This is a genomic window from Candidatus Laterigemmans baculatus (assembly GCF_010367455.1).
In the GTDB taxonomy this organism is placed as follows: domain Bacteria; phylum Planctomycetota; class Planctomycetia; order Pirellulales; family Pirellulaceae; genus Laterigemmans; species Laterigemmans baculatus.
Genome location: NZ_WRPR01000148.1, coordinates 42,158 through 67,753, shown reverse-complemented (window position 1 = coordinate 67,753; position 25,596 = coordinate 42,158). Strand labels below are relative to the sequence as shown.

Annotated in this window: 25 protein-coding genes; 13 read left to right on the top strand and 12 right to left on the bottom strand. The window is 61.3% G+C overall.

Annotated features, from left to right (window positions below; genetic code table 11):
• The first annotated feature begins 8 nt into the window (after window positions 1–8).
• From GNK13_RS20660 to GNK13_RS20645, 4 genes are all read left to right on the top strand, one after another.
• A complete protein-coding gene (locus GNK13_RS20660) occupies window positions 9–458 on the top strand; it encodes a methyltransferase domain-containing protein (protein WP_164104479.1) in 450 nt (149 codons plus the stop codon).
• Window positions 459–717: 259 nt separating this feature from the next.
• A complete protein-coding gene (locus tag GNK13_RS20655; RefSeq protein WP_164104477.1) occupies window positions 718–3,159 on the top strand; it encodes an efflux RND transporter periplasmic adaptor subunit in 2,442 nt (813 codons plus the stop codon).
• Window positions 3,160–3,270: 111 nt separating this feature from the next.
• The gene (locus GNK13_RS20650) at window positions 3,271–7,248 is read left to right on the top strand and encodes an efflux RND transporter permease subunit (RefSeq protein WP_164104475.1); all 3,978 of its coding nucleotides are present in this window, start codon (window positions 3,271–3,273) and stop codon (window positions 7,246–7,248) included.
• Between the two features lie 120 nt (window positions 7,249–7,368).
• The gene (locus GNK13_RS20645) at window positions 7,369–7,704 is read left to right on the top strand and encodes a hypothetical protein (RefSeq protein WP_164104473.1); all 336 of its coding nucleotides are present in this window, start codon (window positions 7,369–7,371) and stop codon (window positions 7,702–7,704) included.
• Window positions 7,705–7,939: 235 nt separating this feature from the next.
• On the opposite strand, the gene GNK13_RS20640 is transcribed toward GNK13_RS20645, so the two are convergent.
• The 3 genes from GNK13_RS20640 to GNK13_RS20630 are packed head-to-tail and all read right to left on the bottom strand — an operon-like array spanning window position 7,940 to window position 9,601.
• Window positions 7,940–8,431: a phospholipase D-like domain-containing protein gene (locus GNK13_RS20640; protein WP_164104472.1), complete on the bottom strand. Its 492-nt coding sequence runs from the start codon at window positions 8,429–8,431 to the stop codon at window positions 7,940–7,942.
• Window positions 8,400–9,122 (bottom strand): endonuclease/exonuclease/phosphatase family protein, encoded by a 723-nt coding sequence (locus tag GNK13_RS22150; protein ID WP_390622536.1) that lies wholly within the window; start codon window positions 9,120–9,122, stop codon window positions 8,400–8,402. Before GNK13_RS22150 ends, GNK13_RS20640 begins: the two co-directional genes overlap by 32 nt.
• Before the next feature lie 5 nt (window positions 9,123–9,127).
• Complete coding sequence (locus GNK13_RS20630; protein WP_261345457.1) at window positions 9,128–9,601, bottom strand: sensor histidine kinase; 474 nt, start codon at window positions 9,599–9,601, stop codon at window positions 9,128–9,130.
• A gap of 27 nt (window positions 9,602–9,628) precedes the next feature.
• On the opposite strand from GNK13_RS20630, the gene GNK13_RS21965 reads away from it, so the two are divergent.
• Entirely contained in the window at window positions 9,629–9,763 is a 135-nt protein-coding gene (locus GNK13_RS21965) for a hypothetical protein (RefSeq protein ID WP_261345447.1), read from the top strand.
• A 52-nt stretch (window positions 9,764–9,815) separates the two neighbouring features.
• On the opposite strand, the gene GNK13_RS20625 is transcribed toward GNK13_RS21965, so the two are convergent.
• On the bottom strand, window positions 9,816–10,766 hold the full coding sequence (locus tag GNK13_RS20625; protein WP_164104466.1) for a catalase family protein: 951 nt from the start codon (window positions 10,764–10,766) through the stop codon (window positions 9,816–9,818).
• 158 nt (window positions 10,767–10,924) lie between these two features.
• On the opposite strand from GNK13_RS20625, the gene GNK13_RS20620 reads away from it, so the two are divergent.
• Both GNK13_RS20620 and GNK13_RS20615 read left to right on the top strand, forming a co-directional pair.
• Complete coding sequence (locus GNK13_RS20620; RefSeq protein ID WP_164104465.1) at window positions 10,925–11,227, top strand: hypothetical protein; 303 nt, start codon at window positions 10,925–10,927, stop codon at window positions 11,225–11,227.
• Between the two features lie 210 nt (window positions 11,228–11,437).
• Window positions 11,438–11,986 carry a hypothetical protein gene (locus GNK13_RS20615; RefSeq protein ID WP_164104463.1) on the top strand — a complete coding sequence of 183 codons (549 nt, stop codon included), beginning with the start codon at window positions 11,438–11,440 and terminating at the stop codon, window positions 11,984–11,986.
• Window positions 11,987–12,108: 122 nt separating this feature from the next.
• On the opposite strand, the gene GNK13_RS20610 is transcribed toward GNK13_RS20615, so the two are convergent.
• Window positions 12,109–12,846, bottom strand: coding sequence for a DUF2071 domain-containing protein (locus GNK13_RS20610; protein WP_164104461.1), 738 nt, complete (start codon window positions 12,844–12,846; stop codon window positions 12,109–12,111).
• Window positions 12,847–13,426: 580 nt separating this feature from the next.
• Between GNK13_RS20610 and GNK13_RS21960 the strand changes: the two genes are divergently transcribed.
• The 5 genes from GNK13_RS21960 to GNK13_RS20590 all read left to right on the top strand — a co-directional run bounded on the left by GNK13_RS21960 (window position 13,427) and on the right by GNK13_RS20590 (window position 17,581).
• Entirely contained in the window at window positions 13,427–13,555 is a 129-nt protein-coding gene (locus GNK13_RS21960) for a hypothetical protein (protein WP_261345445.1), read from the top strand.
• Between the two features lie 16 nt (window positions 13,556–13,571).
• On the top strand, window positions 13,572–14,522 hold the full coding sequence (locus tag GNK13_RS20605; RefSeq protein WP_235935370.1) for a TIGR01777 family oxidoreductase: 951 nt from the start codon (window positions 13,572–13,574) through the stop codon (window positions 14,520–14,522).
• A 60-nt stretch (window positions 14,523–14,582) separates the two neighbouring features.
• Window positions 14,583–15,632 carry an ADP-ribosylglycohydrolase family protein gene (locus GNK13_RS20600; RefSeq protein ID WP_164104459.1) on the top strand — a complete coding sequence of 350 codons (1,050 nt, stop codon included), beginning with the start codon at window positions 14,583–14,585 and terminating at the stop codon, window positions 15,630–15,632.
• Window positions 15,632–16,519 carry a M28 family metallopeptidase gene (locus GNK13_RS20595; protein ID WP_164104457.1) on the top strand — a complete coding sequence of 296 codons (888 nt, stop codon included), beginning with the start codon at window positions 15,632–15,634 and terminating at the stop codon, window positions 16,517–16,519. The genes GNK13_RS20600 and GNK13_RS20595 overlap by 1 nt, the downstream gene beginning before the upstream one ends.
• 486 nt (window positions 16,520–17,005) lie before the next feature.
• Window positions 17,006–17,581, top strand: coding sequence for an RNA 2'-phosphotransferase (locus GNK13_RS20590; protein WP_164104456.1), 576 nt, complete (start codon window positions 17,006–17,008; stop codon window positions 17,579–17,581).
• Between the two features lie 130 nt (window positions 17,582–17,711).
• Here GNK13_RS20590 and GNK13_RS20585 read toward each other — a convergent pair whose 3' ends face one another.
• Window positions 17,712–18,218 carry a hypothetical protein gene (locus GNK13_RS20585; protein ID WP_164104454.1) on the bottom strand — a complete coding sequence of 169 codons (507 nt, stop codon included), beginning with the start codon at window positions 18,216–18,218 and terminating at the stop codon, window positions 17,712–17,714.
• 516 nt (window positions 18,219–18,734) lie between these two features.
• On the opposite strand from GNK13_RS20585, the gene GNK13_RS20580 reads away from it, so the two are divergent.
• A complete protein-coding gene (locus tag GNK13_RS20580) occupies window positions 18,735–19,337 on the top strand; it encodes a response regulator transcription factor (RefSeq protein WP_203545389.1) in 603 nt (200 codons plus the stop codon).
• A gap of 298 nt (window positions 19,338–19,635) precedes the next feature.
• Here GNK13_RS20580 and GNK13_RS20575 read toward each other — a convergent pair whose 3' ends face one another.
• The 6 genes from GNK13_RS20575 to GNK13_RS20550 form a co-directional block, all read right to left on the bottom strand.
• Window positions 19,636–20,691: a hypothetical protein gene (locus GNK13_RS20575; RefSeq protein WP_164104450.1), complete on the bottom strand. Its 1,056-nt coding sequence runs from the start codon at window positions 20,689–20,691 to the stop codon at window positions 19,636–19,638.
• Window positions 20,692–20,757: 66 nt separating this feature from the next.
• The gene (locus tag GNK13_RS20570) at window positions 20,758–21,123 is read right to left on the bottom strand and encodes a hypothetical protein (protein ID WP_164104448.1); all 366 of its coding nucleotides are present in this window, start codon (window positions 21,121–21,123) and stop codon (window positions 20,758–20,760) included.
• A gap of 30 nt (window positions 21,124–21,153) precedes the next feature.
• Complete coding sequence (locus GNK13_RS20565) at window positions 21,154–22,164, bottom strand: helix-turn-helix transcriptional regulator (protein WP_164104447.1); 1,011 nt, start codon at window positions 22,162–22,164, stop codon at window positions 21,154–21,156.
• A gap of 9 nt (window positions 22,165–22,173) precedes the next feature.
• Entirely contained in the window at window positions 22,174–23,307 is a 1,134-nt protein-coding gene (locus GNK13_RS20560) for a hypothetical protein (RefSeq protein WP_164104445.1), read from the bottom strand.
• A gap of 3 nt (window positions 23,308–23,310) precedes the next feature.
• Complete coding sequence (locus tag GNK13_RS20555) at window positions 23,311–24,618, bottom strand: MBL fold metallo-hydrolase (RefSeq protein WP_164104443.1); 1,308 nt, start codon at window positions 24,616–24,618, stop codon at window positions 23,311–23,313.
• Between the two features lie 128 nt (window positions 24,619–24,746).
• Window positions 24,747–25,424 carry a metallophosphoesterase gene (locus tag GNK13_RS20550; RefSeq protein WP_164104441.1) on the bottom strand — a complete coding sequence of 226 codons (678 nt, stop codon included), beginning with the start codon at window positions 25,422–25,424 and terminating at the stop codon, window positions 24,747–24,749.
• Window positions 25,425–25,596 lie beyond the last annotated feature (172 nt).

Sequence of the window (25,596 nt, the reverse complement as noted above, 5' to 3'; positions counted from 1 at the left end):
CTTGCTCGATGCCCAGTCTTCACAGTACCTCCGCAGGAAAAGTGAATCTCGAGCGGCTGCTGGAGGGTTCCACGGACGGCTTCGTGCTCGACATCGGAGGCGAAGGCCGCCACCGCGGAGCCTGGAATTTGAATCCGCGGACGCGGCGCACTTTAGGTCCGCTTCGCGGACAGCGAATCCCTCGGCTGATCCAGGGACGCGGAGAGCATATTCCCCTGCCAGCAGACAGCGTCGACCTTGTGATCGTGGAACGGACGCCCCTCCGCCTTCGAGCACTCGACGAGATCCGCCGCGTCACGAAGTCAGGCGGATGGGTGGTGTTGCGACACGCGCCAGCCCCTGTGGCACACCCGCACCTTCCGGCCCGGCGGTTGCTGTCCGGCACCTTCTACGCATCCGCAGCTCGCATCGGTCGCCAAAGCGTCACGCAGACAATTTTTCGAATCGCAGACGCCTGAGCGGTCAGCAGCAGTGGAGCGTTTCTGGCTGCCTCGCGCGTGTTGCCCGCTCCCTCCCGCGACGGTCACTCGAGAAGCTGGGATGCCCAGCTTTTGTTGAGGCCGACCCGCTGCCAGAACCGCTGCGATCCGCGCCGCACCTACGGCGGCCCAGAAAGCAAATTCCCGGCCCTGAAACAGTGGTAGGCTATTCTGTAGAGAAACGCCCTGAACCTGCGATTGAAACAGCTCGCAAGCGCTGTTCGGAATCCACCGACCGATGAATTTTCACTCCCTGCAGCAGTCGACCGGCGATCTTGCCCGTCGTCACCGCACCCTCTTGATCGGCGGTGGAGCCGTCGTGCTGTTCTTGCTGGGGTTTGCCAGCAGTTGGCTGATTGCGGACCGGGAGCGCCCTGCGCCCCAGGCGGCCGGCTCGGTGGAGACCGTTGGAGGCTCCAAGGCAGAGATTTGGACTTGCTCAATGCATCCGCAAATCCGCCAGCCGCGGCCGGGCAAGTGCCCGATCTGCGGAATGGATCTGGTTCCCGTCGCAAGTGCGGGGGACGGATTGACGGGACTTCGACAAGTCTCCTTCAGCCCCGCCGCCAAGGAGCTGATGAACATCCAGAGCGTCCCGGTCGAGCGGCGTTATGTGACGGCGGAAGTCAGGATGGTCGGCAAAGTCGACTATGATGAAACGCGGCTGCGGCACATCACGGCATGGGTCCCGGGACGGCTCGACCGGCTGTACGTCGATTACACCGGCGTGATGGTCAACGAAGACGACCACATGGTCTACCTCTACAGCCCCGAGCTGTACACGGCTCAGCAAGAACTGATCCAAGCAGTTCGCAATGAGCGGCAGCGACGTGAGCCGCAGAGTCGAATCCTCTCGGGCGCCGGAGGCCTGAATTTGGTCGAAGCGGCCCGCGACAAGCTCCGCCTCTGGGGGCTGACGGCCGAACAGATCAAGCAGATCGAGCAGCAAGAACAGCCCTCCGATCACACCACGATCCACGCTCCGATGAGTGGGATCGTGATCGAAAAGCATCGCCAGGAGGGAGATTATGTTCGCGTCGGCGAGCGGATCTACACGCTGGCGGATCTGAACCAGGTGTGGGTCAAGTTCGATGCCTACGAGTCGGATCTGCAGTGGCTGCGGTATGGGCAACAGATGACGTTTACGACCGAAGCCTACCCGGGCGAGGAGTTCAGTGGCCGCATCGCCTTCATCGATCCTGTTCTCAACGACCGCACGCGAACGGTCAAAGTCCGCGTGAACGTTGCGAACGAGCATGGCAAGTTGAAGCCCGACATGTTCGTGCGTGGTGTGGTGCGAGCACAAATTGCTCGTGGCGGTAAGGTTCTCGACGAGCAGCTCGCCGGCAAGTGGATCAGCCCGATGCATCCGGAGGTCGTCAAGGACGAGCCGGGCGAGTGCGACATCTGCGGGATGCCGCTGGTTCGGGCCGAATCTCTCGGCTACGTCCCGGCCGACAGCGGCGAGGGACAGCCGCCGCTGGTCGTGCCCACCTCCGCCGTCCTCCTGACCGGCACCCGGGCGATCGTGTATGTCGAAGTTCCGGAGCGTGACAGGCCGACTTATGAAGGCCGTGAGATCGTGCTGGGCCCACGGGCCGGCGATTACTATTTGGTGCGCAGTGGCTTGTCCGAAGGCGAGATGGTCGTCACGAACGGCAATTTCAAAATTGACAGTGCTCTGCAGATTCAGGCCAAGCCGAGCATGATGACGCCCGAAGGTGGCGGAGGCGGCGGCCACGACCACGGGGGCCATGGCGGCGGCGAGGCGCCCAAAACCGACGCCGAGCCGACCGCCGGCGAGATGGCAGGCGGGATGGCGATGCAACTCCCCGCCGATTTCCTCGCCCAGCTTCAAGCCCTGCACATCGCTTACGCGGCGGTCCAGGAAACGGTCAACACGGATCGCCTCCCCGAGATGCGAGCCGCCTTTGCGCGGTTCGGTGAGACGCTCGGCGAGGTCGATGGGGAGTTGCTCAGCGGGCATGTCCTGATGCAGTGGAACGAGCTGGCGATGCTGCTCCGCAACGACGCGATCGAGGGGAGTGCTGCGAAGGAAGTTGCCGAGGCGCGGCGGATCGCCGTCGGCATGGAGCGGACGATGCAGCGAGTCCAGGAGCAGTTCATGGCGGCACCCTCGGAGCATGCCGGGCACGGTGGGTTCGCCGCCTCGGTTCCAGCTGAATTTCAGGAGCAGTTGGGCGGATTGTGGCAGGCCTATCTGGCGCTGCAGCAAGCCTTGGCCGGTGATCAACCGCAACCGGCTCGCCAAGCGGTCGATCGCTTGCAATCGGCGCTAGCGGCGGTCGATGCAGCGCCGCTGACCGGCGAAGCTGCCGAGCGTTGGGGGCGGGAGCGACCGAACCTCCAGAAGATTGTCGCGCAGCTGCAGAGCGCTACCGACCTGAAAGCGCTGCGAGCCGCCTTCGCGCCCCTCTCGTCGGAAATGGAACTGCTGGTCCAAAACTTTGGCTTGGGCGATGCCGGGCCCGTCTACTCGCTCCACTGCCCCATGGCGTTTGGCAACCAGGGAGCGACATGGCTGCAGGCGGACGACCAGCCGCGGAATCCCTACTTCGGCGCCAGCATGCTCAAGTGCGCCGACCGGGTGCAGAAAATCGCCAGCGGCGCGTCGAGTGGGCAAGACAGCCATCGCTCCGTCGACCACACAGCCCACTGACCATCTCTGCCGGACCGTCCAGCGGTGGTCGACGAGCCTCGCTTCCGCGACTTGCTCCCGCACTGCTCCTTGCCCCTCCTTAGCCGCTCTTTGCCCTTTGAAACGCCGCCCATGTTGAACTGGATCATTCGTTTCTGCTTGGAGAACAAGCTCGTCGTGGGGCTGCTTGTTCTGGCGGTGGTATTTGCCGGCGCGCTCGTGGCCCCGTTCGACTGGGACGTGTACGGGCTGCCCCGCTCGCCGGTGCCGACCGACGCGATTCCCGACATCGGCGAGAACCAGCAGATCGTCTTCACCGAGTGGATGGGGCGCAGCCCGCAAGACGTGGAGGATCAGGTCACCTATCCCCTGACCGTCTCGCTGCTCGGCATGCCAGGGGTCAAAACCGTCCGCAGCTACTCGATGTTCGGTTTTTCCTCGATCTACATCATTTTCAATGAGGACATTGAGTTTTACTGGTCACGCAGCCGCGTCCTCGAAAAACTCAACAGCTTGCCATCGGGGACATTACCCGACGGAGTCCAACCAGCGCTCGGCCCAGACGCCACAGCCTTGGGACAAATCTACTGGTACACGCTCGAGGGGCGTGATCCCGATGGCCAGCCATCGGCGGGCTGGGATCTCCATGAACTCCGCAGCATCCAGGACTGGTACGTCCGCTATGGCCTCTTAGCTGCGGAAGGAATTTCCGAGGTCGCCAGTGTGGGTGGCTTTGTTCAGGAATACCAGATCGATGTCGATCCCGATGCGATGCGAGCCGCGGGGGTCAATCTCCACGAGATCTATAACGCGGTCCGCAAATCGAATCTGGACGTCGGCGCCCGGACGATTGAGGTCAATAACGCCGAATACGTGATTCGCGGACTGGGCTTTGTCCAAGAGCCGGAGGATTTGGCGAAGGTCGTCGTCCGGGTCAACGACAATGTACCGATAACGATCAAAGATGTGGGACGAGTCTCAATGGGGCCCGCGCTCCGCCGCGGAGCGCTCGACAAAGCAGGCGCCGAAGCAGTCGGTGGCGTCGCGGTGGTCCGGTATGGATTCAATCCGCTCGAAGCGATCAGTAACATTAAGGACAAGATCGAAGAGATCGCGCCGGGCCTTCCCACCAAGGTTATTGTCGACTACGGCGACGTTTCCCGCTCGCAGGTGGTGGCGTTTGCCGAGAGACAAGGCTTCGAAGCCTACGAGGGAGAGGAACTGCGGCACGACGAGTGGCTACGCTGGCTACGCAGCCGAGAGCGAGACGAGTGGCCCCGTTGGATCAATACCAGCCAAGTCACAGTCGTTCCGTTCTATGACCGCACTGGTTTAATCTACGAGACACTCGGCACGCTCAATACGGCGCTAGTCGAGGAGATCCTGGTCACGATCATCGTCGTGATCGTGCTGTTGCTGAATCTCCGCAGCTCGCTCTTGATCAGTCTGCTGTTGCCGCTGGCGGTGTTGATGTGCTTCATCGCGATGCGAGTGTTTGGCGTTGACGCCAACGTGGTGGCGTTATCAGGGATCGCGATCGCAATTGGCACCATGGTCGACATGGGAATCGTTCTCAACGAGAACATTCTCAAGCACTTGGATGAGGCCGATGCGAGCGAAAGTCGCCTGGAGGTGATCTACCGGGGATCGACCGAAGTAGCCAGTGCGGTGGTGACTGCGGTCTCGACGACGGTCGTTAGCTTTTTGCCCGTATTCACGATGATCGGAGCCGAGGGCAAGCTGTTTCGCCCCCTCGCGTTTACCAAGACTTTTGCGCTGCTGGCGTCGGTCATCGTCGCACTGACGATCATTCCGCCGGTCGCCCACATGCTGCTGGCACGCCGCCCATCCCGCGGCCGGTTCCGGCAGATCTCCCTCGGGGCACTGATCCTAGCGGGGATTGCTGCGGCCATTTGGCTGGCATGGTGGGTGGGTGCAGTCCTGATTGCCATCGGGCTCTGGAAACTCGCCGAACCGAAACTGCCCTCGCGAGCGCGGCAGGCCGCGCCTTGGATTGCGAACGCCGCGGCCTTGCTCCTTGTCGGGGTCCTGTTGACGACCGAATGGCTGCCCCTCGGGCCCGAATTGGGGCTGGTGCGGAATCTTGTCTTCGTCACCGTCATCATTGGCAGCGTGCTCGGCGCCTTCTACGTCTTCCAGACATTTTTGTACGCCCCCCTGCTACGGTGGAGCCTGAATCACAAGCTCTTGTTTCTCACCGTTCCGACGTGCACGATCCTTGCGGGCCTGGCAGCGTGGCTCGGGTTCGAATCTGTGTTCGCCGTCGTTCCGGCGACAGTCGAGCGGGCTGGGATTTCGCAGTCTCAAGTGCGCGAATCGACGGCGTGGAAGTGGGGTGCCGAGCAGTTCCCGGGCCTGGGGAAAGAATTCATGCCGCCGCTGGACGAGGGCTCCTTCCTGTACATGCCCACCACCATGCCACACGCTTCGATTGGGGCAGCCCTGGAGGTGTTGCAACTGCAGGATCAGCGGATCGCGTCGATCCCTGAGGTGGAAACGGCGGTGGGCAAGCTGGGGCGGGCCGAGACTTCGCTCGACCCCGCACCCATTTCCATGATCGAGACGATCATCAATTACAAGTCGGAATACGTGACCGATCAGGCGGGCCACCAGCTCCGGTTTCGCTACGACGAAGAGCAAGCGGCTTTCGTCCGCGACTCTGCTGGAGAGTTGATTCCCGATCCCGACGGTCGCCCTTTTCGCCAGTGGCGCGAGCACATCCGCACGCCGGAAGACATTTGGAAAGAGATCGTGGCCGCCGCGGAGATTCCGGGGACAACCTCGGCGCCCCGTCTGCAGCCGATCGCCGCCCGCATCGTGATGTTGCAGAGCGGCATGCGAGCGCCAATGGGGATTAAGGTCAAAGGCCCAGATCTGGCCACGATTGAGGACGTGGCGTTACAGCTCGAAGGACTGCTCAAACAGGTGCCGAGCGTGGAACCTTCGGCAGTGATCGCGGATCGCATTGTGGGAAAGCCGTACATCGAGATCGAGATCGATCGCGACGCAATCGCCCGCTATGGACTGCAGATCGAGCAAGTCCAGGATGTGATCGAAGTCGCCATCGGTGGCCGCAGGCTGACCACCACCGTCGAAGGTCGCGAGCGGTATCCGGTTCGGGTGCGGTATATGCGAGAGCTTCGCGATTCGCCCGAGCAGCTGCAGCGAATTTTGGTCGCAGCCCCCGACGGTGCGCAAATCCCACTGGGGCAATTGGCCGATATACGTTTTGTCCGCGGTCCGCAGGCGATCAAGAGCGAAGACACGTTCTTGATCGGCTACGTGCTGTTTGACATGCGGCCGGGAGAGGCCGAAGTCGATGTGGTCGAGGAGACGCAAGCGTTTCTGCGAGGAAAGCTCGAGAGCGGAGAGTTTATATTGCCGCCCGGGGTGAGCTACACCTTTGCGGGCAACTATGAAAATCAGGTGCGTTCGCAAAAGACGCTGATGATTGTGCTGCCGGTGGCGCTGTTTTTGATCTTCATGATCCTCTACTTCCAGTTCAAGGACGCAATTACCAGCTCACTCGTCTTCAGCGGTATTGCTGTCGCCTGGGCTGGTGGTTTTCTTTTGATCTGGCTCTACGGCCAGCCCTGGTTCCTGGACTTCGAGGTATTCGGAGTCAACATGCAGCAGCTGTTCCAGGTGCACCCGATCAATCTCAGTATCGCGATCTGGGTTGGCTTCCTGGCGCTCTTTGGGATTGCGACCGATGATGGCGTGGTGATTACGACCTACCTGGATCAGAAATTCCGGGAGCGCGAAATCACGACCGTCGAGGATGCCCGCGCGGCGACGCTTGAAGGAGGACTCCGCCGCGTCAGACCTTGCTTGATGACGACGGCCACCACCATTCTGGCTTTGATCCCCGTGCTCACGTCCACTGGGCGAGGTTCCGACATCATGGTGCCGATGGCGATCCCCAGCGTCGGAGGCATGCTGATCGAAGTGATGACGATGCTGGTCGTCCCCGTCCTCTACTGTCTGGTCAAAGAAATGAAGATCAAGTTCGGCATCCGAGACCGACTGTTCGCCGCCGCAGAGACGAATGGCAGCGACGCGAGTAATCGGCTCCCGCTGTCGTCATGAAAATGGCCCCGGCAAGCGCTCGAAGGCGGCGCAGGAATTGCCCTGGCCGTTGACTCGAAGCGCAAGATTCCCAGAGCGCCCGAACCGTTTCGGTTCACTCCAAACGCGACGGAGAGAATGATGGCTGCTGACCAGGAAGTGCTCGAAGGTTATGTCGTCGATCTGGCCTGCCTCCGCAAATATCCGCGTGGCGAGTTGGTTCAGCGGGCACGAGAGCACTCACAAAAGTGCATGCTGATGGGCCACTGCTTGGAGAGCGGCTACGGCCTGGTCGACGAGCAGGGGCAATTGAGTCTGCTCGATGCGGAGGCCACATTGCCGGTCATCTATGCGGTCCGAGACTGTGGGCGACGCAGCGGGATCCGGCTCCGCGTCGTCCGCGAATTTCGTGATGGTGAGATGCAGACCCGAGAGGTGCAGCTCAGCCCGGTACAAGCGAGGGCTGAAGTTCAGTAGGGGTCAGACGCTGTTTCGGGATTCCAACCATCGAGCGTGGTGCAGAGGCCGGCCGGCAGCGTTGTGAGAGTCACTGTCGATTCAGCGGAGCGGCCCCCGCCATTCGGTCCGACTATGGCGGCAGTTTCATGGGCACGTTCACCTGCCGTTGATCGTGGATGTCACGCTGCGGAAGCGAGATCAGCCGGTGGCTGCCGCGGAACGAGGTGGCGAAGATCCGCGGAGTCGGCGCGCCCTAGACTTGGGATCGCAGCACCCCGTAAATCCGCTCCACGGTGCGTTGCTTCCACGAGCGATTCTGCCACTCCTCTAGGGTATACCTCCGCGACTCCCGTCTGTCGGAGCGGAAAACGGCGATTTGCTGCTGGACGACACCAGGGTCGTAGACGTTGAGATTGGCTTCGTCGTTCAAAGGAAACGATCGCTCGTCGAAATTGGCCGATCCGAGTGACAGAAAGCGATCATCAATGACGAGATACTTCGCGTGGAACATGGTGGGCTGGTACAGATACATCTCGACTCCGTGCTCCAGCAACTTCCCCCACTGGGATCGGGACGCACGCCGTGTCGCCTTCACATCCAAATGGCGGCCGGGGATCATGATTTCGACACGAACGCCGCACTCTCGAGCCGCCACCAGTGCTGATATGGCCCGATCGTTCGGAGCAAAGTAGGAGTTGGCCAGCAGAATCTGATCACGTGCGGCCGTGAAGCAGAGCAGGTACATCAGCCATAGCGGGTCTCCCCGACTGCTCGATCGGCTCGAAAACAGCTGACAGCTCGCGGGGCCATTCTGCTGGATGTGCGGTGTCGACCGTCCTCGGAACTGATGCGTGCAAGGTTTGAACAGCGCCCGTGGTAAACACGTGGTCGATACGGATCATTGGGAATCGGCTGTGGAAGGTCGGCTTCGGCTGTTCATTGCATCCCCGCACGGCGTCACGGAAGGATCGGCCGAGCTGACGGTAAGGTCGCGACCAAGGCACCGAGTTCAGATCGCCGCAGAGGACGACCGGGCCACGGTCGATTGCTCCGCCGGCCCACCCGGGACCGAGCAACGCCTCGATTTGCCGCTGCCGTTCTCCGGCGGCCAAGCCCAGATGAGTTGTCACGACCTGCAACGCTCGACCGGCGTCAGCGATTTCCACCCACAGGGCGTCGCGAGGTTCGGCCGAGCGTGGGGTCCGCTCGGGCAGCGAACCGGCACGGTTAACCCGCAACGGGTGCTGGCTGAGGATCGCGTTTGCTTGCTCTTGATTTGGACTCACTTGCGTGAAGAGTTCAAACACCTTTTCGAGCATGTCTGCCGGAATCCCTATCCCGTTATCCGCCACAGTCACGACGGCCGAGTTTTCTCGGTGCTCGACACCGACATGAATGCGTCCGCCATCGGGGGTGTATTTGGCGGCGTTGTTCAGCAGGTTTAGGAAAACCTGCTCGAGCCGTGCGGGATCGGCATGCAGGCAGAGTGGCTGATCCGCCAGGCTGAGCGAGAAGGCATCGCCAGGCTGAGCGAGAAGGCATGCTGGCGCTCCTCGAGGACAGGACGTGCCGTTTGCGCCGCGCGTTCGACGATCTCGTTCAACTCCACGGGCTCCTTGCGGACCTGAAGTTTGCCTGCAGTCAGCCGGGAAGTGTCGAGGAGATCGTCAATCAGCCGCACGAGTTGCCGTACCTGGCGCTCCATCAATCCCAGAGCCTCCCGTTGGATTGGATCACGCTCCGGAGCTACTTGCAGGACGCCCAGGGCTGTAAGAAGAGGAGCGAGCGGATTGCGAAGCTCGTGGCTGAGCATGGCGAGCGATCGCTCCCGCTGCGGCCAGTTTCCGGCAAAGCTCTCGGTGGGATTTCTCTGACTGCTGCAGCGCGTCCTGCGTCGCTTTTTGCTCGGTCTGATCCCGCATCACATTGGCGTAGCCGCGGAGTGTCCCGTCCCAGTGCCGGCGAGCGGCGTGAGCAGCTGATCTTTCCGCTCGAGCGACCGCCGGACACCGACGCACCGATCGAGATCACTGAGCGTCTCGGCGGGACGCTCCGCTCCTACCGGCGCGCCGCCTGAGGCCGCGTGGTCCCTGATCGCGCTGATTTGGGATGGCACTCATCCGGCTCGGTCATTTCCGAGCCGGATTGGACCGCCAGGCGGTAGAGAGTTGATAGGCGGCAAGCCGCGACCGATTGATGCCTCCCAAAGGACGGTGCGCTACCAAGGCGTTCCAAACGCTAAACGCCAACTCCTCTCCCCGCTGGAATGATGCCGCGTCGAGTTCCTGTCGCGGGATGACCAGCCGAGCGACCGGACGATAGGGCGACTCCCTTTCAGGCCACAGCACGGTCGCATCTTCGACCGGCATACTCGAGCCGTTCGTACGGAGTTGAACCTCAAAATCAAAAGACAGGCTCGAGGTGCGAAGCATCTCCTGCAGGGCCAGACGAAAGGCGTGGCGGTGACGAAGGGGCGATTTCACTCGCGGGGTCGCCGGGACGGGTGCAGCCGGCTTCAAGCGGTACTTGGCAACGTAGCCCCCAAATCGGATCGGAACCATGCTGTAATAGGTGAGACGGGCCGGGTGCGTGGGGAACCGAGTTAATACTCTGGCGGCCGCAATCGCCCCCTTCCATTGCCAACGACGGGGATCCCAGCTTCCTCCGGTGAAAGCTTTGACGGGAAGTTGCGGCCGGTGGAGCCCCTCCAGCCGCGTCCGTTCGATGCGAAGGTAATCCTTGACATCGCGGGAAATGAAGGTGGGGCTGTTCACCATCACGAAGTCCTGGACACCCGGGTCGGTGGTCCCCTCAGGCAGGAAGGAACCTGTAACCTCTTGCACCTTGACGGCGATGCCGCGGCCGTCCGGAATCGCATCCGGCATTGGCTGCGGACTGGAATTCGAAAAGCGAACCAGCACGGGGTAGGTGCGTTCCTGTTCAAAAAGCCCCTGGCGCAGCTCAGCCGGCAGGCCAGGACGAACTTCCAAGCGTCCCGCCGGGCAGCCGTGCGACTTGACGTGCACGTCGCGGCGTTTCTCTCCACTTGCTTCTTTGTCCTGGCGAAAGAGATCTCGCATTACCTCCAGAATCTCCTGGATGCTCGTTGCTGACCACAACGCCTACCATCTTGGACAACTGGTGTTGCTTCGACGATGCCTCGGGGCATGGGGCGACTGATGCCTAGCCACTCATTTGCCGCAACGGCTGACCTTCCCCCGACTCCGCGAGCTTGTTCATGGCCAGCGACCTCGACCAACAAATCATTCCCGGTATCTTTCTCACACCATCGGGACAAGCAACGGTCGATCCGCCACTGGTGAGCGTCCTGCTCGACTTGGCGCTCAATCTCGAAGAGCCGACACGGCTTCCTGTCGACGTTGAGCACGTCTTGGCGGCTGTCGTGCTGGCGGCTCGCGCGGGTGAGCTTGATCCGACTACAGAACTAACGGCAGACGATCCAGCGCTAACAGAGTCTCTCGTGCGTCACGTAAAAACGGTGTTTTCACTTTACGGCGGCAAAGTCGGCAAGGACGACTGAGGATCACCCGCCAGTTGTTTTTAATATCGCTGGTGCGCTGCCGGACACCGCAGCTTCTACGCGAACGCGATGGGGCTATCTATCCTGGACGCGTTGAGGAATCGAGGCGGCAGGCCAGACTCGGAATGCATCGTGGGCGGGAGGCGACCAGCTACTCCGGGTCCGGCAAGAATACAGCCTGCAAAAGAACTGCATGAGCCGAGCGGTAGAATGGCAACGGACTTGGAGCAGCGATTCGAGCGTCAGCAGTTCGCCAACGACTACGTTTTGGCGAACGGTGTAGCCCTCCACGCTGAGAACGGCGATCGCTTCCAAATTCCACCTGATGTCATCAAGCGGCACATCAAGTTGGGCCAGTTCGTGGAACTCAGGGTCGACTCGCCGAGGTTCTCGGTCCATGAAGATGCTCTCGAGAAATGCTCCTGTCCCTCGTGCAACGGTGAGATGACGAAGCCGATTCTGCGGCATCCGCATCCTGCCTCACTGGTCCCGCTACCCGAGCAGATTGTCCCCTCCCGAGGCTGGGGCGAGGATTTCTGGGTGCGAGCTACAGAACGGTGGGAGAAATTCTTTGTCGGCGTCGTGGATAGCCCGCTGGTGGAGGCTCGCCTGCACGAACTGCATCAGGGCGACGAGATCGTATTTCACGAGGATCACGTTCTTGCGGTCCACGACATCCACCGGCAGGAGCTAGTCGCTTGGATGGATGCCGCCGACGTGAAGGAGTTGACGCAGTGGCTTGCCTCGCTGCGGAGGTGAACAGAATTGGCCGTTCGGCCTGTGACGAGGATGCCCCATCAGAGATCCGACTTGAGTGCCGACCGCACCATGTGTAGCGGGCTGGCCCTCTTCATCGAATTTGCCCATCGCAACTGGGCGGACTAATCAGCCCCTCTGGCTGCCTTCAGTGACTCTCTCCCATGCCACTCATGTTCTATGTCCCGCATCAGCAGGGCACAGTCAAACTCGGCAGATCCGGAAGGAAAAACGTCGGCGTTGCCGAAAAAGCTGGATTCGACCCGATTCACTGCCAACGGCTCGACAGTCCAATCAAAAGTCCGAAGCTCAAGCCCGTCGTACTCGCCGCTGCACGATGTCGCAGAGTATCCCAGCGAGCCGCACTCGAAGAAGCTCGACGCTTCATTCAAGGAGCTTAAGATCGAGTTTGACGGGATAGCGTCGCAACAATGCCCGTCTACCCTGACCTGAGCATTCCCGTCGTCGCTAGTCATTCGAACGCTGTATTGCCCATCCCGCTCTCGGGATTCGAACGTCGCATGGTGATGCACGCCGGGGAATACCCGGCCTCCGAGTAGCGTATTCAGCCGAGAGGAGGTGTCTCGGCGTGGAACGTAGACCCCCGACCGCAGCTCCCCATCCTGTTCCCATTCAACGGCGATTCGATGAGCAGCGTTTTCTGACGAGGTCCCCATGACCCCAGGCAGGTACCGTGGGCGGACGTGCTTCAGGCGGATCAGGCAGATCCCGCCGATTCCGACGCCCTTCACCAGCTGCGGACGAAACGGCTCCGGCAGCACCTTCTGGAGAGCATTCGGATCGACCCGATAATTTACCAGGATGCGACGATCAATCACGCCTCGGATTACTGGAATACGCACGTCGTTTCCTTTCGTTGAATGAACCGTGGTCGCTTCCGGTGAATCGGTCGGGCGACGCAGATTCGCGATCCGAAGTCTACGGCTTCGAGTGGATCGTAGCCGCCTGGCAGTTTGACCGGATTAACTCGGAGCAGGGGAGGCTGCGCACCGTTATTTGCGGTGTTTCTGCGTTTCGCTGTGTGACAGCTTGTGAGCGGCAAAAAAGCTCGATATGGTGGTTTTTCCTGGGAAAACGTGAGGTTTTCGAGCGGCCCCGGAATTGTCTCCGAAGCCGAAGGTTACAGGTTCGAATCCTGTCGGGCGTACTGAGACAAAACCCAGTCGAATCGTGACTCAAGGTCGACTGCATAAACCCACCGCTCCCGCCGCCGTCACGATCGACGGCCGCGACATCTCCATCGGCAATGTACGGCACCGAAGATTCGAGGCGCCAGTACGACCTTCTCCTAGCCGGTGAGACTGCTCCCAAAGCCGAGAGGGCTCCGGAACCGAGCGAACAGGCGATCACCATCGTCGCGAAGTCTGGGCCGCCTTCTGGAACTACGCTCAGGATTTACTCGGCCACGCTGCAGCCGTTGTGATGCAGATGGAACTCCTCGAGACGGTCCTCAGGGACTACTGCGACCGCTACGGCGATCCGCTTGAGTACGAGGGCATAGCCCACCAAGACCTGATCCAGGAGATTTGGAAGAGCTGCACGCCTCAATGACCCACAAGGAGAACCGGTGATAAAACTGGACGGGATGAAGGTCGTCGTTGCTGGCGGGAGCGGCTTTATTGGGACATCCTTGACCAATCACCTGACCACTTGCGGTGCATCGGTTGTGATTCTCTCCCGCTCCAAGCCCCCGGCATCCGGGCTTTGTGAGCATCAGCCCTGGGACGCTCGCTCGGTCGGCTCTTGGGTGGAAGCGATCGACGGTGCCGATGCTGTGATCAATCTGGTCGGGCGGACCGTCAACTGCATCAAGACACCGGATCACCAGGATGAGATCCTGAGATCTCGGATCGAAGCGACGCGGGTCCTCGGTGCGGCGATGCGTTCGGTGGCATCGCCGCCGCCCGTCTGGGTGCAAATGAGCACGGCTCATATCTATGGCGATCCGCCGAGCCTCGTTTGCACGGAAAGCTCTGCCGAAGGTTTTGGGTTCGCACCCGAGATCGCTCGCGCGTGGGAACAAGAATTCGCCAACAGCAAACTGCCGGAGCAGCGCGGCGTCATTTTGCGAACCAGTTTCGTCGTAGGACGTGACCGGGGTGCAGGCGGCGGTGCCCTTTCGACGCTCGGACTGCTGGCGAGGCTGGGATTGGGCGGGCGCGTCGGCAGCGGAACACAGGGGATGAGCTGGATTCATGAGACCGACCTGAATCGTCTGTTCGCTCAGGCGATCGCCGATGAAGCGATGTCGGGCCCTTATATCGCATCGTCACCCAACCCTGTTTCGCAGATCGAGTTCATGCGCACGCTTCGCCGAGTCCTCGGCATGCCCATCGGCTTGCCAGCGTTCGAGTGGATGGTGCGGATTGGCGCTCCGTGGTTCTTGCGGACCGATCCTGAACTAGCCCTCTACGGCCGGTACGTGGTGTCGGAACGACTGGCGGACGCGAAGTTCGAATTTCATTACCCGGCATTGGAGCCTGCGCTGCGCGACCTGTATGCCAAGCCGATAAAATAGGCCCGGAGCCGGTGAAATAGATCGCACTGCAGCTTCAATCGATGAGACGACGGAGGCGAGATGAGCACCGAGCCAATCGCCGGCTGTATCCTGGGCACCGCGGTCGGTGACGCGCTGGGGCTGCCGTATGAAGGCGTCGCGCGCGATCGGGCTCCACGCTTGCTGGGGCCGCCGACGCGGCATCGCTTCCTGTTCGGCCGCGGGATGATCTCCGACGACACCGAGCACACGCTGATGGTCGCCCAGTCGCTGATCGAGGCGGGCGACGACGTGGACGATTTCGCACGTCGGCTCGCGTGGCGACTCCGCTGGTGGATCCTGGCCCTGCCGGCTGGTGTCGGGAAAGCGACCGCTCGCAGCGGAATCAAACTCTGGCTCGGCGCCTCGCCCACAACCGCGGGCGTCTTCTCAGCCGGCAACGGACCAGCGATGCGAGCCGCAATCCTCGGAGCGGTGATTGATGAGAGGGATAGACTGCTCCGCTTCGTAAAGGCCTCGTCGCGACTCACGCACACCGACCCCAAGGCCGAGGCGGGTGCGATCGCGGTAGCGCTCGCGACTCAGGCCTCGCGAGCGGGCATGCAAGCCCCGAACCGCTTCCTGCAGTCGCTCGCCGAATGCGTCGGCGAGGAAGCTAGCGAATTGGTCACTCTGGTCCGCCGGGCGAGCGAGAGCGTGTCCGCCGGCGAGTCCACACGATCCTTTGCTGCGTCACTCGGCCTGGAAAAGGGAGTCACCGGGTACACGTACCACACGGTGCCGGTCGCAATCCACGCTTGGCTGTCCCACCCGACCGACTACGCTGCCGCAGTCACCGCGGTAATCGAGTGCGGCGGCGACGCGGATACCACCGCGGCGATTGTGGGTGGAATCGTCGGAGCAGGAGTCGGTCGCCAGGGAATTCCGTGGGAGTGGATCGACGGCCTCTGCGAGTGGCCGCGAAGCGTCCGCTGGATGAATCGCCTGGCACAGCAGTTAGCCAAAGCCCACAGCGCCTCAGCTCCCACGAAAGCCATCAGCATCAATCCTTTGGCGGTGCTGCCCCGCAATCTGCTGTTTCTCGCGGTCGTCTTGTTTCACGGCTTCCGACGTTTGGCTCCACCGTACTGATGACCGTCGACCGCGAGACGATCGAAGCGAATCTCCGCCAGCACGTCGAGACCCTCGCTGGACTGATCGGTCCCCGCACGCTCGAGCGTCCCAAGACGATCGCAGCCACTGTCGGGTACCTCGAGAATCAGTGGCGAGGGATCGGCTTCGAGGTCGAACGGGAGTCCTACGTCGCCCTCGGCCAGCAGGCCACGAACCTGATCGTGGAGAAGAGGGGCACGAGCCGCTCCGATGAAATCGTCCTGCTCGGCGCCCACTACGACACGGTCAGCACGACGCCCGGAGCCGACGACAACGCATCGGCCGTCGCAGTCCTGCTGGAGGTCAGCCGTTTGCTCCGCGGTCACGATGGCCGTCGGACCGCACGCTACGTCGCGTTCGCTTGCGAGGAGCCGCCCTTCTTCAACTTTGGGGAAATGGGGAGCCAGCATCACGCCAGCCAATGCCGGCAGCGAGGCGAGCGGATCGCCGGCATGCTCTGCTTGGAGATGGTCGGGTACTTCAGCGACGAGCCCGGCTCCCAGCAAGTCCCCGCGACCATCCCCAGCCGTTTGCACCGCTTCTTCCCCCGCCGCGGCAACTTCTTGGCCGCCGTCGGCAACCCGCCGTCGTGGAAGCTGGCCTGGGCATTCCGCCGCGGCTTCAAGCGAAGCACCCGGCTGCCCCTGTTCTCAATCTGCCTCCCGGAAACGGTCCACGAGATCCGGCTGAGCGACAACAGCTCATTCTGGGACCAGGGCTACCCCGCCCTGATGCTGACCGACACCAGCTTTCTACGGAATCCCAATTACCACCTCGAAAGCGACACCCCCGACACGCTCGACTATGCCCGCATGACGGAGGTCACCCTGGGTGTAGCCGGCGCGATGCGGCGACTGCTCAAGTAGCGGTTACGGGGCTGTCGGGCGGCATTCTCACATTACGACCAGTCTCGCAATGTGAAACTCACTGGAGAGGTCACTTGGGGCGCGATACGCTTCGACGATTGATCCCGACAGGTATCATTCGCCCTTTCGCGGTTTCCTCGAATCCCCTGTGGCCACTGCTCGCACGCCCGTCTTGTCCGGTACTCCGAGAGGCACCAGGTCCTCGGTCCTCGGTAGTCGGTTCGTCGGCCAGTGAGAAGTACTTACCAGTCAGCGATGCCATAGATGAAGGCCTGCGATGAGCCGGGGGATCGACGGAAAACGGTGCATTACAAAACTGCAGGGAGCGGCACCAGCTTACCAGCGTCGCCGGCTATCGGTCAGGCGGCGGTTCGGTCGCTGTAGACCCTTTGCCCCGCTTGGGGAAGCAGCACTTGACCGCGTCAACGAAGTGGCCCAAGGTCGCGCAGTGCACCACGCGAGCCCCCATGAAGCGGGCAGGACCTTATGAACGAGTCACTCGTCTCCACCAGCAAGTTCCTCAGCCTTGTTCTGCGGCACAAGCCGGAGGTGATCGGGATGCAGCTCGATCCGGAGGGCTGGCTCGAGATCGCTGCGCTGCTCGACAAGGCCAACCAGCACGGGCACTCGCTCACACTGGAGCTCCTGCATGAGGTGGTCGCGACCAACGACAAGAAGCGGTTCTCGCTCAGCGACGACGGCCTTCGCATTCGAGCCAACCAAGGGCACTCAATCACGGCGGTCGACCTGAAGCTGGAACCGGCGACTCCGCCCGGTGCTCTTTACCACGGGACCGTCGAAGCCTTCCTCGGTGGAATCCGCAAGCACGGCCTGCTCAAGCGGTCTCGCAACCACGTCCACCTTTCTGCCGACGAGCTTACGGCCACCAAGGTCGGCTCGCGTCGCGGCAAGCCAATCGTCCTGACCGTGGCCGCCGCCCGAATGCACCAGGCCGGCCACCAGTTCTACCTGTCGGCAAACGGAGTCTGGCTCACCGAAGCCGTGCCAGCCGAGTACCTGACCTTTCCAGCCGAGTCCTCGCGAGAGACGCCGTCGAGCTAGGCCCGGGCGTCCTGGAGTAATCTCCCACCGCCAGAGCAAGCGTTATTCGCACTCCCCACGATGGACGCCAGGGAAATCTCCAGCCTGCTGAGGAAGCGACCACGAGGAACCACACGTCGAACCGATTTTTCTAGAGAGCCTCTTCCTCGGGCTCAGCGTCGCCCGGAGGTGGCATCGGCAGGTCGCTCTCGTGGCCCCATAGCGGCAGAAAGCGCGGGTTCGGCGGTTCCCACCAGTCAGCATAGGCGACCGGGAACATGCCCCGCTCGGCGTAGCCCAGCATCCGTGCGTACCAGCCCGCGTACGCCCAGTCATCGCCAAACGCCCCATCGACGACCTCGGGTAGCCGCTCCGTAAACTTTCTCGCCAGCTCCGGAGCGTCGTCCTCCTGCGCATCGGTCCAGCCGAAGTATGCGTCCTCTTGGCCAGTCGTGTAGTGGACGGCCGCTGGGGCACCGTAGTCGGCCAGCATCGCGCCATTGTCTCGCCGGATGTTCGCCCGCTGCGTCACCGCGCACCGCCAGTGGCAACCCGACGCCGACATCCCGGGTGCGATGCGAAGTAGCTGGTAGCCCTGCTTGTGCAGTTCGTGAACCATCTGAAGAACAAGAAGTGCTCGTCGCTGCAGCCTATCCATCGGGCCTCCTCATCTTCGTAGTACGTGCCGCGAGCCACGCCCCTCGCGACTTCGGCTAGAGCGTACCACCGTGCTGGGAGCAAGGCAGCCGGAGTCCGGCCACGCCTTGCCAGCTTCTGGCACGCAGCCACCCCATAGGGCGCCCAGCCGCATTCGCGAGGCGAGTGACGTTCTCGGCTCGGCTCCCACCCCACTTCAACAATGGGCTGCAGCCGATTCGCCGAAGCCGCCGCCGAATGAATTTCTCGAGACCGCCAGACTCTTGGCCAGTGGCCGCAGGCAATCGGCGGGCAGGCCCGTTGCTCTAGCCCAGCCGCCCGTCGATCCAGCGACAACGGAGCCGAAACGACCAGGTGCGAGTGACGATTTTTGGGGAAACGGAGGCGGCCGCGTAGGTTGAAGAACTGGAAGAGGAGGCGGTGAAGCCACCACCTCTAGAGATATCAACTTCTTTAATTGAGGCATCAAATGCTCAGGACACGTCCTTCCCAATGGACAGAATCAGAAATCGGGACCTTGCGAGCGATGTATGAGCGGGGAGACAGCATCAAAGAAATTGCCGAGACTCTGGAGCGCAGTGATTCAGCCGTGAAGACACGGGTGTCGCTATGCGGGATGTCCCGCGAGTGGAAGCCTCGCAAAGACCGTGCTGAATTGCTGGCACGAGCTACGCAACTCGGCCTCATCTCGGCGTTGCTGGGTTTGACCGATGGTCAGCTCGAGACGTTACTGGCGGTGGTCGAAGCCGGTGCCGGTGACACAGCTCTCCTGGAATCCGTACTGCAGACGTCGCGGGACATGGTGAATAAGCACCTTCGCGTTTTGGAACAGAGGGAGCTAATCGCCATCGCGCCCTTTGACAATCCTCGGATCGTCGTCCCCCGGCTGTCAATCTTCTCGGCGGCTATGGAGCCCCCTATCCCAGCCCCCCTTCCTGGACGTGCAGAGCCGTCGAATGCCGTCGCTGAACTGCTCGCCCTCCGCCGCCCGCTCATCGAACGGATCTTCCGGCAGTTCTGTGCCAAGCAGCAAATATTCGCGGTGCTCGAAAGACACATTAAACAGGCACAACAAGCAGACTGGAAATCCAGGGATTTTGTCCTGCAGGTGCTGAGTTAACCCACCCGTTCGCCGACGAAAGCGATCATGACAGCTAGTTGAAGCCAGCGGGATCGATCCCGCTGGCCGTTTGGCATCATGACCAGTCGCTTCCTCTTCAGCACGGGACACTCGCATAGACGACACCATCTGGGGGAAGGAATGAGCTAATTACTCGTTGACCCTTCTTCCGGGAGTGACCGTTCGAGCCGGTCTAGCCGTGCTTGAATATCCGCAAGAGTCGCCTGAATTGCAGCGAGTTCGGGCAGCACTAGCTCACGAATGGCTCGTCGCGTATTCAGCCGATTCGCGAGTACTGTCACCACACCCACGGATGTGTCCCACGAGCTGGGTTGACCAGTACGCCGCGCTCTACCGTCAGCTTCTCCGTCTCGATGGCAGAGAGAATGGACAGAGGGATTTCCACAGCGGTGCTGATGACGAAGCTCGTATTTTCAGAAACGCTTGTCAGTGCTTCGGGGCGTACTCCGATATCACCGATCGCCTGGCTGAGCTTTACGCATCCTGCTATCAGCCGGGCCAGCCTGAACGGGGCAATGTGTTCCAGTTGGCTGCGGCGGACATGCTGGAGCGTTGTGGCCGCAGTGGGTGGGTGGAAGAATTGCTCGTAGCGGCGGACGATCTCGGCTGAGGCGCGGGTTATGTCGTTCAGTTCGTCTGCGAAGCTGTGGTGGATACGTGCACTTGGGTCGCATGCACCATTCGAAAGGTCCTCTACCTGGTCCGGCTCGGCGAGGTGAACCGCATCGGCAAGGGCATAAAGATGCTCCTCGCACCGGCCCCGGTCCTTGTGAAGTGCGAGCGTGGCCAAGGCCCAGCCGATGGCCGCCTCGGTGAGATCGATTTGAGCTTCACGGGGACATCGGATCGGCACACCACAGATTGCCGTCATCACCTCCACAAGGCGGTCCAGCTTCTCTCGCGAAGCTCGCCCAGAGTCTGCGGGCGCATCGCCCGCTTCCGGCACTCGGCCGGCCAGGCATGGCTGTACCACCAACTGGCTACCAGCCTTGGCGGAGTCGACGTGTGTCGCCGCACCACGGATGAGCGTCCGAATCAGCTGGGCTGGATCGCACGCGTAGAGCCGGGCCAGGCACGCCGACCAATCGAGATGACCGTGCTCGAGCCACTCCTCCACGACCTTCCCTGCATCCGCGGGCGTGAGTGCCGGCTTCGGGAGATTTTGATTCAGCTGATCCCACTCCTCATGCTGCACAATTGCATCCGGATGGACAGCCGCTGCGACCGCAACCGCGCAGCGGGCACACGTCACGCCTGCCGTACCAAGCTCCCGGTTGATCCGATTGAAGGCACGCATGGTGAGCAGCCGCCGCGGAAGGTTCTCTGAGCTCATGCATTCAATCCGCAATTTCTGGATTTCTGCCGAGAAAGCTCCGCTGAAGCCGGCAGAAAGGGGTCCTCAGTCGTCTTCGTCGAAGAGACGATCAATCTCGGCACCCACCGAATAATGAGCATCGAGCTCTGCCTGCCACTCGGCCAAGTCAAAGCGTTCTGCGATCAGGGCAAGCCGGTCGCGGCTCGTCCCGTTCCCATGGAAGACAATGCCCCTTCCGGTCCGGGCATCCAGCACGACACGGCCTCGCGGCACCACGAAGTACTCTTCGCGAGCGGACCGACCAAGGCGATTGGCCACGCTCGGCCATTCATCGACATGCGCCAGATTGCTGTCGATGCGTCCGGAAATCCGCGTCGCGTTCTCACTCGCCGGGTGCGTCAGGGCAACCAATCGCTGCCCGTCATCCCACCAAATTCCGATCTTGCCCAATCCTGAAGTCTCTCTTGAAGTGTCCGGAGTTCAGCACCTACTGCGGTTCAGTTCAATGCCTCGGCGTAGTTGCTCGACAACCATTTCCCGCAGTGCCTCTGGTTCGATCACTTCGACGTATCCCGCCCAGGTCATCAGCCAATTCCGGCTCTCTTCCAGGCCATCAACGCAGAAGCCCAAGAGGACGCTACCATCAGGTTGCCACTCGACCGTCTGGGTGTGGTGCCAGTGCGTCTCGGTCACGAGTTTGGCCGCCTCCGGCAGAAAGCGAACCTTCACGTCGTGCGATTCGCTTCCGCGATAGACCGCCCACGCGTTCCCAAGGTACTGCTGCAGGTCGAAGTTGGGGGGAGTCACGGCCGGTGCGTCAAGCGGCGCGAGATTCTCAAAACGCGCCACTCGGTATGTCCGAGGCTCATCGCAATCCAGCGGAACCGCGATCAGGTACCAAGCGTTCTTGACCAGACAGAGCCTCACCGGGTTCAGCCGAAGCTGTGCTGTCGCTGACTGGTAAGGACTGCGGTAGCCGCCAGCTACCTGTACTTTCTTCAGCAGCGCCCGCTGGCAGGTCCGAATGACGTCCTGGTGGGCTGAGTGATCCGCCAACTGCAGCCCCAGCACTGCGACGGTCGACTGAGCGTCCGCCAGCAGTTGGCGGTTCTCCTCCGAGGTCGAGGCGCCAATCTTCTGAGTCGTCGGAGCCGCACCTCCAGCGGCGTCCAGCCCGGCTGCCTCGGTAATCGACGACGCTACCGCTTGGCCGATGATCTCGTCCTCGGTGAGGTTTGGAACTGGGAATCGGAACCCATCGCGGACGCGATAGCTGCCGGAGCGGCGGTCAAAGTAGACCGGCACTCCAGCGAACTCGAGGGCCTTGAGGTCGCGCATCACCGTCCGCGTTGACGCCTCGACCTCGTCAGCGATCGCCTCGGCGTCCCAGCATCCACGACTGCAAATCAATCGCAGCACCTTCAAGACGCGAGCCATCCGGTCCGCCTGGCGGATACGGCGGTCACGATCGGTGTTTCCGACGATGCTCACCTTCTCTGCCTATCGCTGCCAGATACTATCTGGGGTGACAAGTATGTCGGTCCTAAGTTTGTTTCCTAAACTCTCTGCCTGAGCGGCTGATACAAACGAGAATGCGATGTACTTGAGCTGCGCAAAGTTGGCGAGGATGGAGCGACATGTTCCCTCCACCTGATCGCTCCAACGTTGTCGCGGCTGCCCAGCTTTTTCAGCATGACTCAGAACATGGATCCCCAGCGACCGCCGTCTCAACGGGATGCGAGCATTAGCGATGACTGGACGCCTTCTCGGCTTCAGGCTGTCACCGTCGGCTGCCGTCGCAATTCTCGTGATCATGTGCCTCTTCGCGACCACCGCAAGCGCCGCGCATGTGGCCTGCACAACTGGGTTCGTCAAGCTGGGGTCATCCTGAGGACCTTTTACCTCTAGAACGGTCATGCTCCCATCGGCTCTAACAGCGAGACCATCGGGCTTTATAAAGTCGCGCTGCCCCTCCCTGAACAAGTTGTTTCTTGAAGAAATGCCAAGCGACAGCTCCATCGCTAGAAGAGAAAAATCTGCTTCCTCAATACCTGTGCGAACGTAGGTGCAGACACTATTGCCCCTCGAATACTCCAGGAGTTGCGATGTCCAACCGATTCCTGTCACTCGCAACAAATCTTCGTACGTGCGGCCTCCCCGCCCATTCGAAAAGTATTCCGTAGGAGAATCTCGATCCCAGTGGTTGAAATCTTGCTTGCTCACGATAGTTCTCTCGAAACGACCAGACCACCTTTCGAACATGGTGCGGATCGCTTCGTTGCAGCTCGCCTGACTGGAGGCTTTTTTGAACTCTGTTGCAAATCTTTGGGATAAGCGAGTTGGTGCTTCCTCTTCTGGATGCAGCTCCGCATTCCTGAGCTCGATCTGATCCCTCCAGAAATCTATATCCTGATATCCCACTTCCGTAAAAGTGGACAGAGACTCGTAATGCGAGTCGCCATTCTTCAGTAAGCGCTCTATGTCACTGCGGTTTCTGGTTCTGTCTTCCTTGGGCGCGGAGCCATCAGCCGGAAAATAGTCACGCAGGCATACCGAATCCTTCCGCCTCGTCATGAGAAGCCATGTGTGTTTATTTAGGTCTGGAATGTAAACCAACGCTTTAGATGCCAGCATCACTTATACTCTAAACCATTCAAGATCATTCTTCAGTTCCACATTCGCCGCCAGCTCTGCGAACCGCTCAGCGTCATCGAGGTGGATCGGAACCACTCGCGAGCGGGGGAAGGCGGACAGGAGACGTTCTAGCTGCTCCACTGTCGCATGGCCAGATGTGTGGACGTGAAAGTGGGGGACGGCTTGCTGGCTTGACGTCTGCCCGCCAGTCATCTCGCCATTCGGAGCGTGATCGGCCGCTGGCGATGACAAAGGCGACGGTTCCGACAGGACGCTGAGGTGTTTCTGGCTGCGGTTGAGGTAGCCCGACCAGAGGGAACTGATGAACGACGATCCCTCGAGGCAGTTGGCCCGCCTCAACTCTCGGAGCATGCTCGGTCGGCAGACCATCACCGATTCGTGAGCAGCTTCTGCAAGGCTCTCCGGGTAGATGCGGTGCGGATAGTAAGGAGCCGGGATATCGAACGCTTTGCGAGCCATGATTTGCCGCTTCTGACTCCGTGGAAGGAATACCTTGACATCCTCTTTCGCCACGCTTGGCAGGTCATCGTGATCCGCTGCTCGCACAATCTCCGCCGTGTACATGTCCAGGATCAGCTTACGGCCGGAGCGCTCGGCTGCCTCCCAAACCGAGACCAGCCGATCGATGTTTTGGCTCGAGCACCAGACCAGCCCCATCCCTTCCGTCTGCTGGAAGATCTCTGCCATCCGCGCCGCGACAGACTCCTCGTTCGGATACGCATAGTCCGGCGTCCTCCCCACCTGCGTGCCCTCGCAGATCAGGAGGTCGATGTCCGGAGGCGGGCTTGAAACCAGCTCCTCGAAATGAGCGGCGTTGCGGCCGTGGCCACGAAGGTCCCCCGTGTAGAGCAATCGCTTTCCGCCAGCCTCGATGAGCAAGCAGTAGCTATCGAAAGCTGAGTGATCGATGCGGAACGGAGTGACCGTGAAGGGGCCGAGCTGAATTGGCCGCCGGTCCGCGAGCGTCTTCGGCTGAAAATGCCCCAAGCCCGGTAGCGGCGTAAAGAACGAGCTGACTTCGATGATTCGCCGGGCTGCCGCCCCCATGTAGATCGGCACTGGCTCCTTGATCTGCTCGAGGAACCCGTAATGGTCCGGATGCGAGTGGGAGATAAAGACTCCCAGCAATGTTTCGTCCGCGGAACTGAAGCCACTGATTTCCGGGACCGTCTTCGGTTCGCTGTCGCTGAGCGGCAAGCCAACATCGAGCACGATCCGCTGCCCCTGGAACTCGATCTCTACACAGTTCCCACCAATTTCATGGCAGCCCCGATGGATTCGGCACCGCATCGTCGCGTCTGGGGAATGAGGCTGAATCAGAATGTCTCGCTTCACTGGAGGAGGTTAGGTCAGGGCGTCGCTCGCCAGACGGGGCGTCGCCGAACGACGGGCGGTTGGCAGGGTAAGTAGCGGCGAGATCAGCTGCTCACCACTCGCTCTCCCGATTCGCTCACTTGCCAGCAGTGGCCGGAGCGAACGTCCATTGCGGTCAACATTCCGCCGAAGCCACACCCGGTGTCGATGCAGCGGCAGTAGCCAAAGTCCCGCACCTCACCCGGTTCATGCCCCAGAATTGCGACCTTGCCGGACTGGTGGGCCTGTGGCGGACACTCCCCGATCGACGTCCAGCGAAGCAGCGAAGCGGGCTGGGCGTCCGCAGCAAGCGTGGAGTCGTAGTTTGCGTGGAAGAACAGGAACTTGTTCGTCTCGTGGGAATTGACGCAGCCTTCGAGGAACCGCCAATGGCTCTCCGGAACGTCGCGGAGCGTCCCTTCGCTACCGTAGGAATACAACGTCTCCCAGCCTCCCATGTCTCGCCATCGATCCATGGCCGCCCGGTCGCTGCGGGCGTCGAGCATCATCTCTTCGTGGTTCCCCCGAAGGCTCACCAGTTCACAAGCCCCGCGCAGCCCGAGCAGGCACTCAATAACGCCGCAACTATCTGGGCCCCGATTGACGTAGTCTCCGAGCATCACCAGTTGGTCGCCCACCTCCAGCTCCACCCACTCCAGCAGGCTTCGCAGCGCCACCGCATGGCCGTGGACATCCCCAATCGCGATCAAGCGCCCTGGGCGGGAGGGTCTGGCGTTGCTCAAGTCGTTCGACTCCGCTGTGCGTTCAAAGTTCTACTGCCGGCCTCGCCCTGAGGCACGTCGTTCCCCGGCTAGAGAAGTCGGTTAGCTAGAAAATATCCGGCCCCGATGACAACAGTGGGTCAGCGGCGGCGGGAAATCGGAAGAATTCTGTTCGCTGTGCGGCTCCGTCCGC

Bases quoted from the DNA above. Each gene is read 5' to 3' on its own strand.
- GNK13_RS20660 (WP_164104479.1), top strand. From the start codon at position 9: ATGCCCAGTCTTCACAGTACCTCCGCAGGAAAAGTGAATCTCGAGCGG.
- GNK13_RS20655 (WP_164104477.1), top strand. From the start codon at position 718: ATGAATTTTCACTCCCTGCAGCAGTCGACCGGCGATCTTGCCCGTCGT.
- GNK13_RS20650 (WP_164104475.1), top strand. From the start codon at position 3,271: ATGTTGAACTGGATCATTCGTTTCTGCTTGGAGAACAAGCTCGTCGTG.
- GNK13_RS20645 (WP_164104473.1), top strand. From the start codon at position 7,369: ATGGCTGCTGACCAGGAAGTGCTCGAAGGTTATGTCGTCGATCTGGCC.
- GNK13_RS20640 (WP_164104472.1), bottom strand. From the start codon at position 8,431: ATGTACCTGCTCTGCTTCACGGCCGCACGTGATCAGATTCTGCTGGCC.
- GNK13_RS20625 (WP_164104466.1), bottom strand. From the start codon at position 10,766: ATGCGAGATCTCTTTCGCCAGGACAAAGAAGCAAGTGGAGAGAAACGC.
- GNK13_RS20620 (WP_164104465.1), top strand. From the start codon at position 10,925: ATGGCCAGCGACCTCGACCAACAAATCATTCCCGGTATCTTTCTCACA.
- GNK13_RS20615 (WP_164104463.1), top strand. From the start codon at position 11,438: ATGGCAACGGACTTGGAGCAGCGATTCGAGCGTCAGCAGTTCGCCAAC.
- GNK13_RS21960 (WP_261345445.1), top strand. From the start codon at position 13,427: ATGCAGATGGAACTCCTCGAGACGGTCCTCAGGGACTACTGCGACCGC.
- GNK13_RS20600 (WP_164104459.1), top strand. From the start codon at position 14,583: ATGAGCACCGAGCCAATCGCCGGCTGTATCCTGGGCACCGCGGTCGGT.
- GNK13_RS20595 (WP_164104457.1), top strand. From the start codon at position 15,632: ATGACCGTCGACCGCGAGACGATCGAAGCGAATCTCCGCCAGCACGTC.
- GNK13_RS20590 (WP_164104456.1), top strand. From the start codon at position 17,006: ATGAACGAGTCACTCGTCTCCACCAGCAAGTTCCTCAGCCTTGTTCTG.
- GNK13_RS20585 (WP_164104454.1), bottom strand. From the start codon at position 18,218: ATGGATAGGCTGCAGCGACGAGCACTTCTTGTTCTTCAGATGGTTCAC.
- GNK13_RS20575 (WP_164104450.1), bottom strand. From the start codon at position 20,691: ATGAGCTCAGAGAACCTTCCGCGGCGGCTGCTCACCATGCGTGCCTTC.
- GNK13_RS20560 (WP_164104445.1), bottom strand. From the start codon at position 23,307: ATGCTGGCATCTAAAGCGTTGGTTTACATTCCAGACCTAAATAAACAC.
- GNK13_RS20555 (WP_164104443.1), bottom strand. From the start codon at position 24,618: ATGCGGTGCCGAATCCATCGGGGCTGCCATGAAATTGGTGGGAACTGT.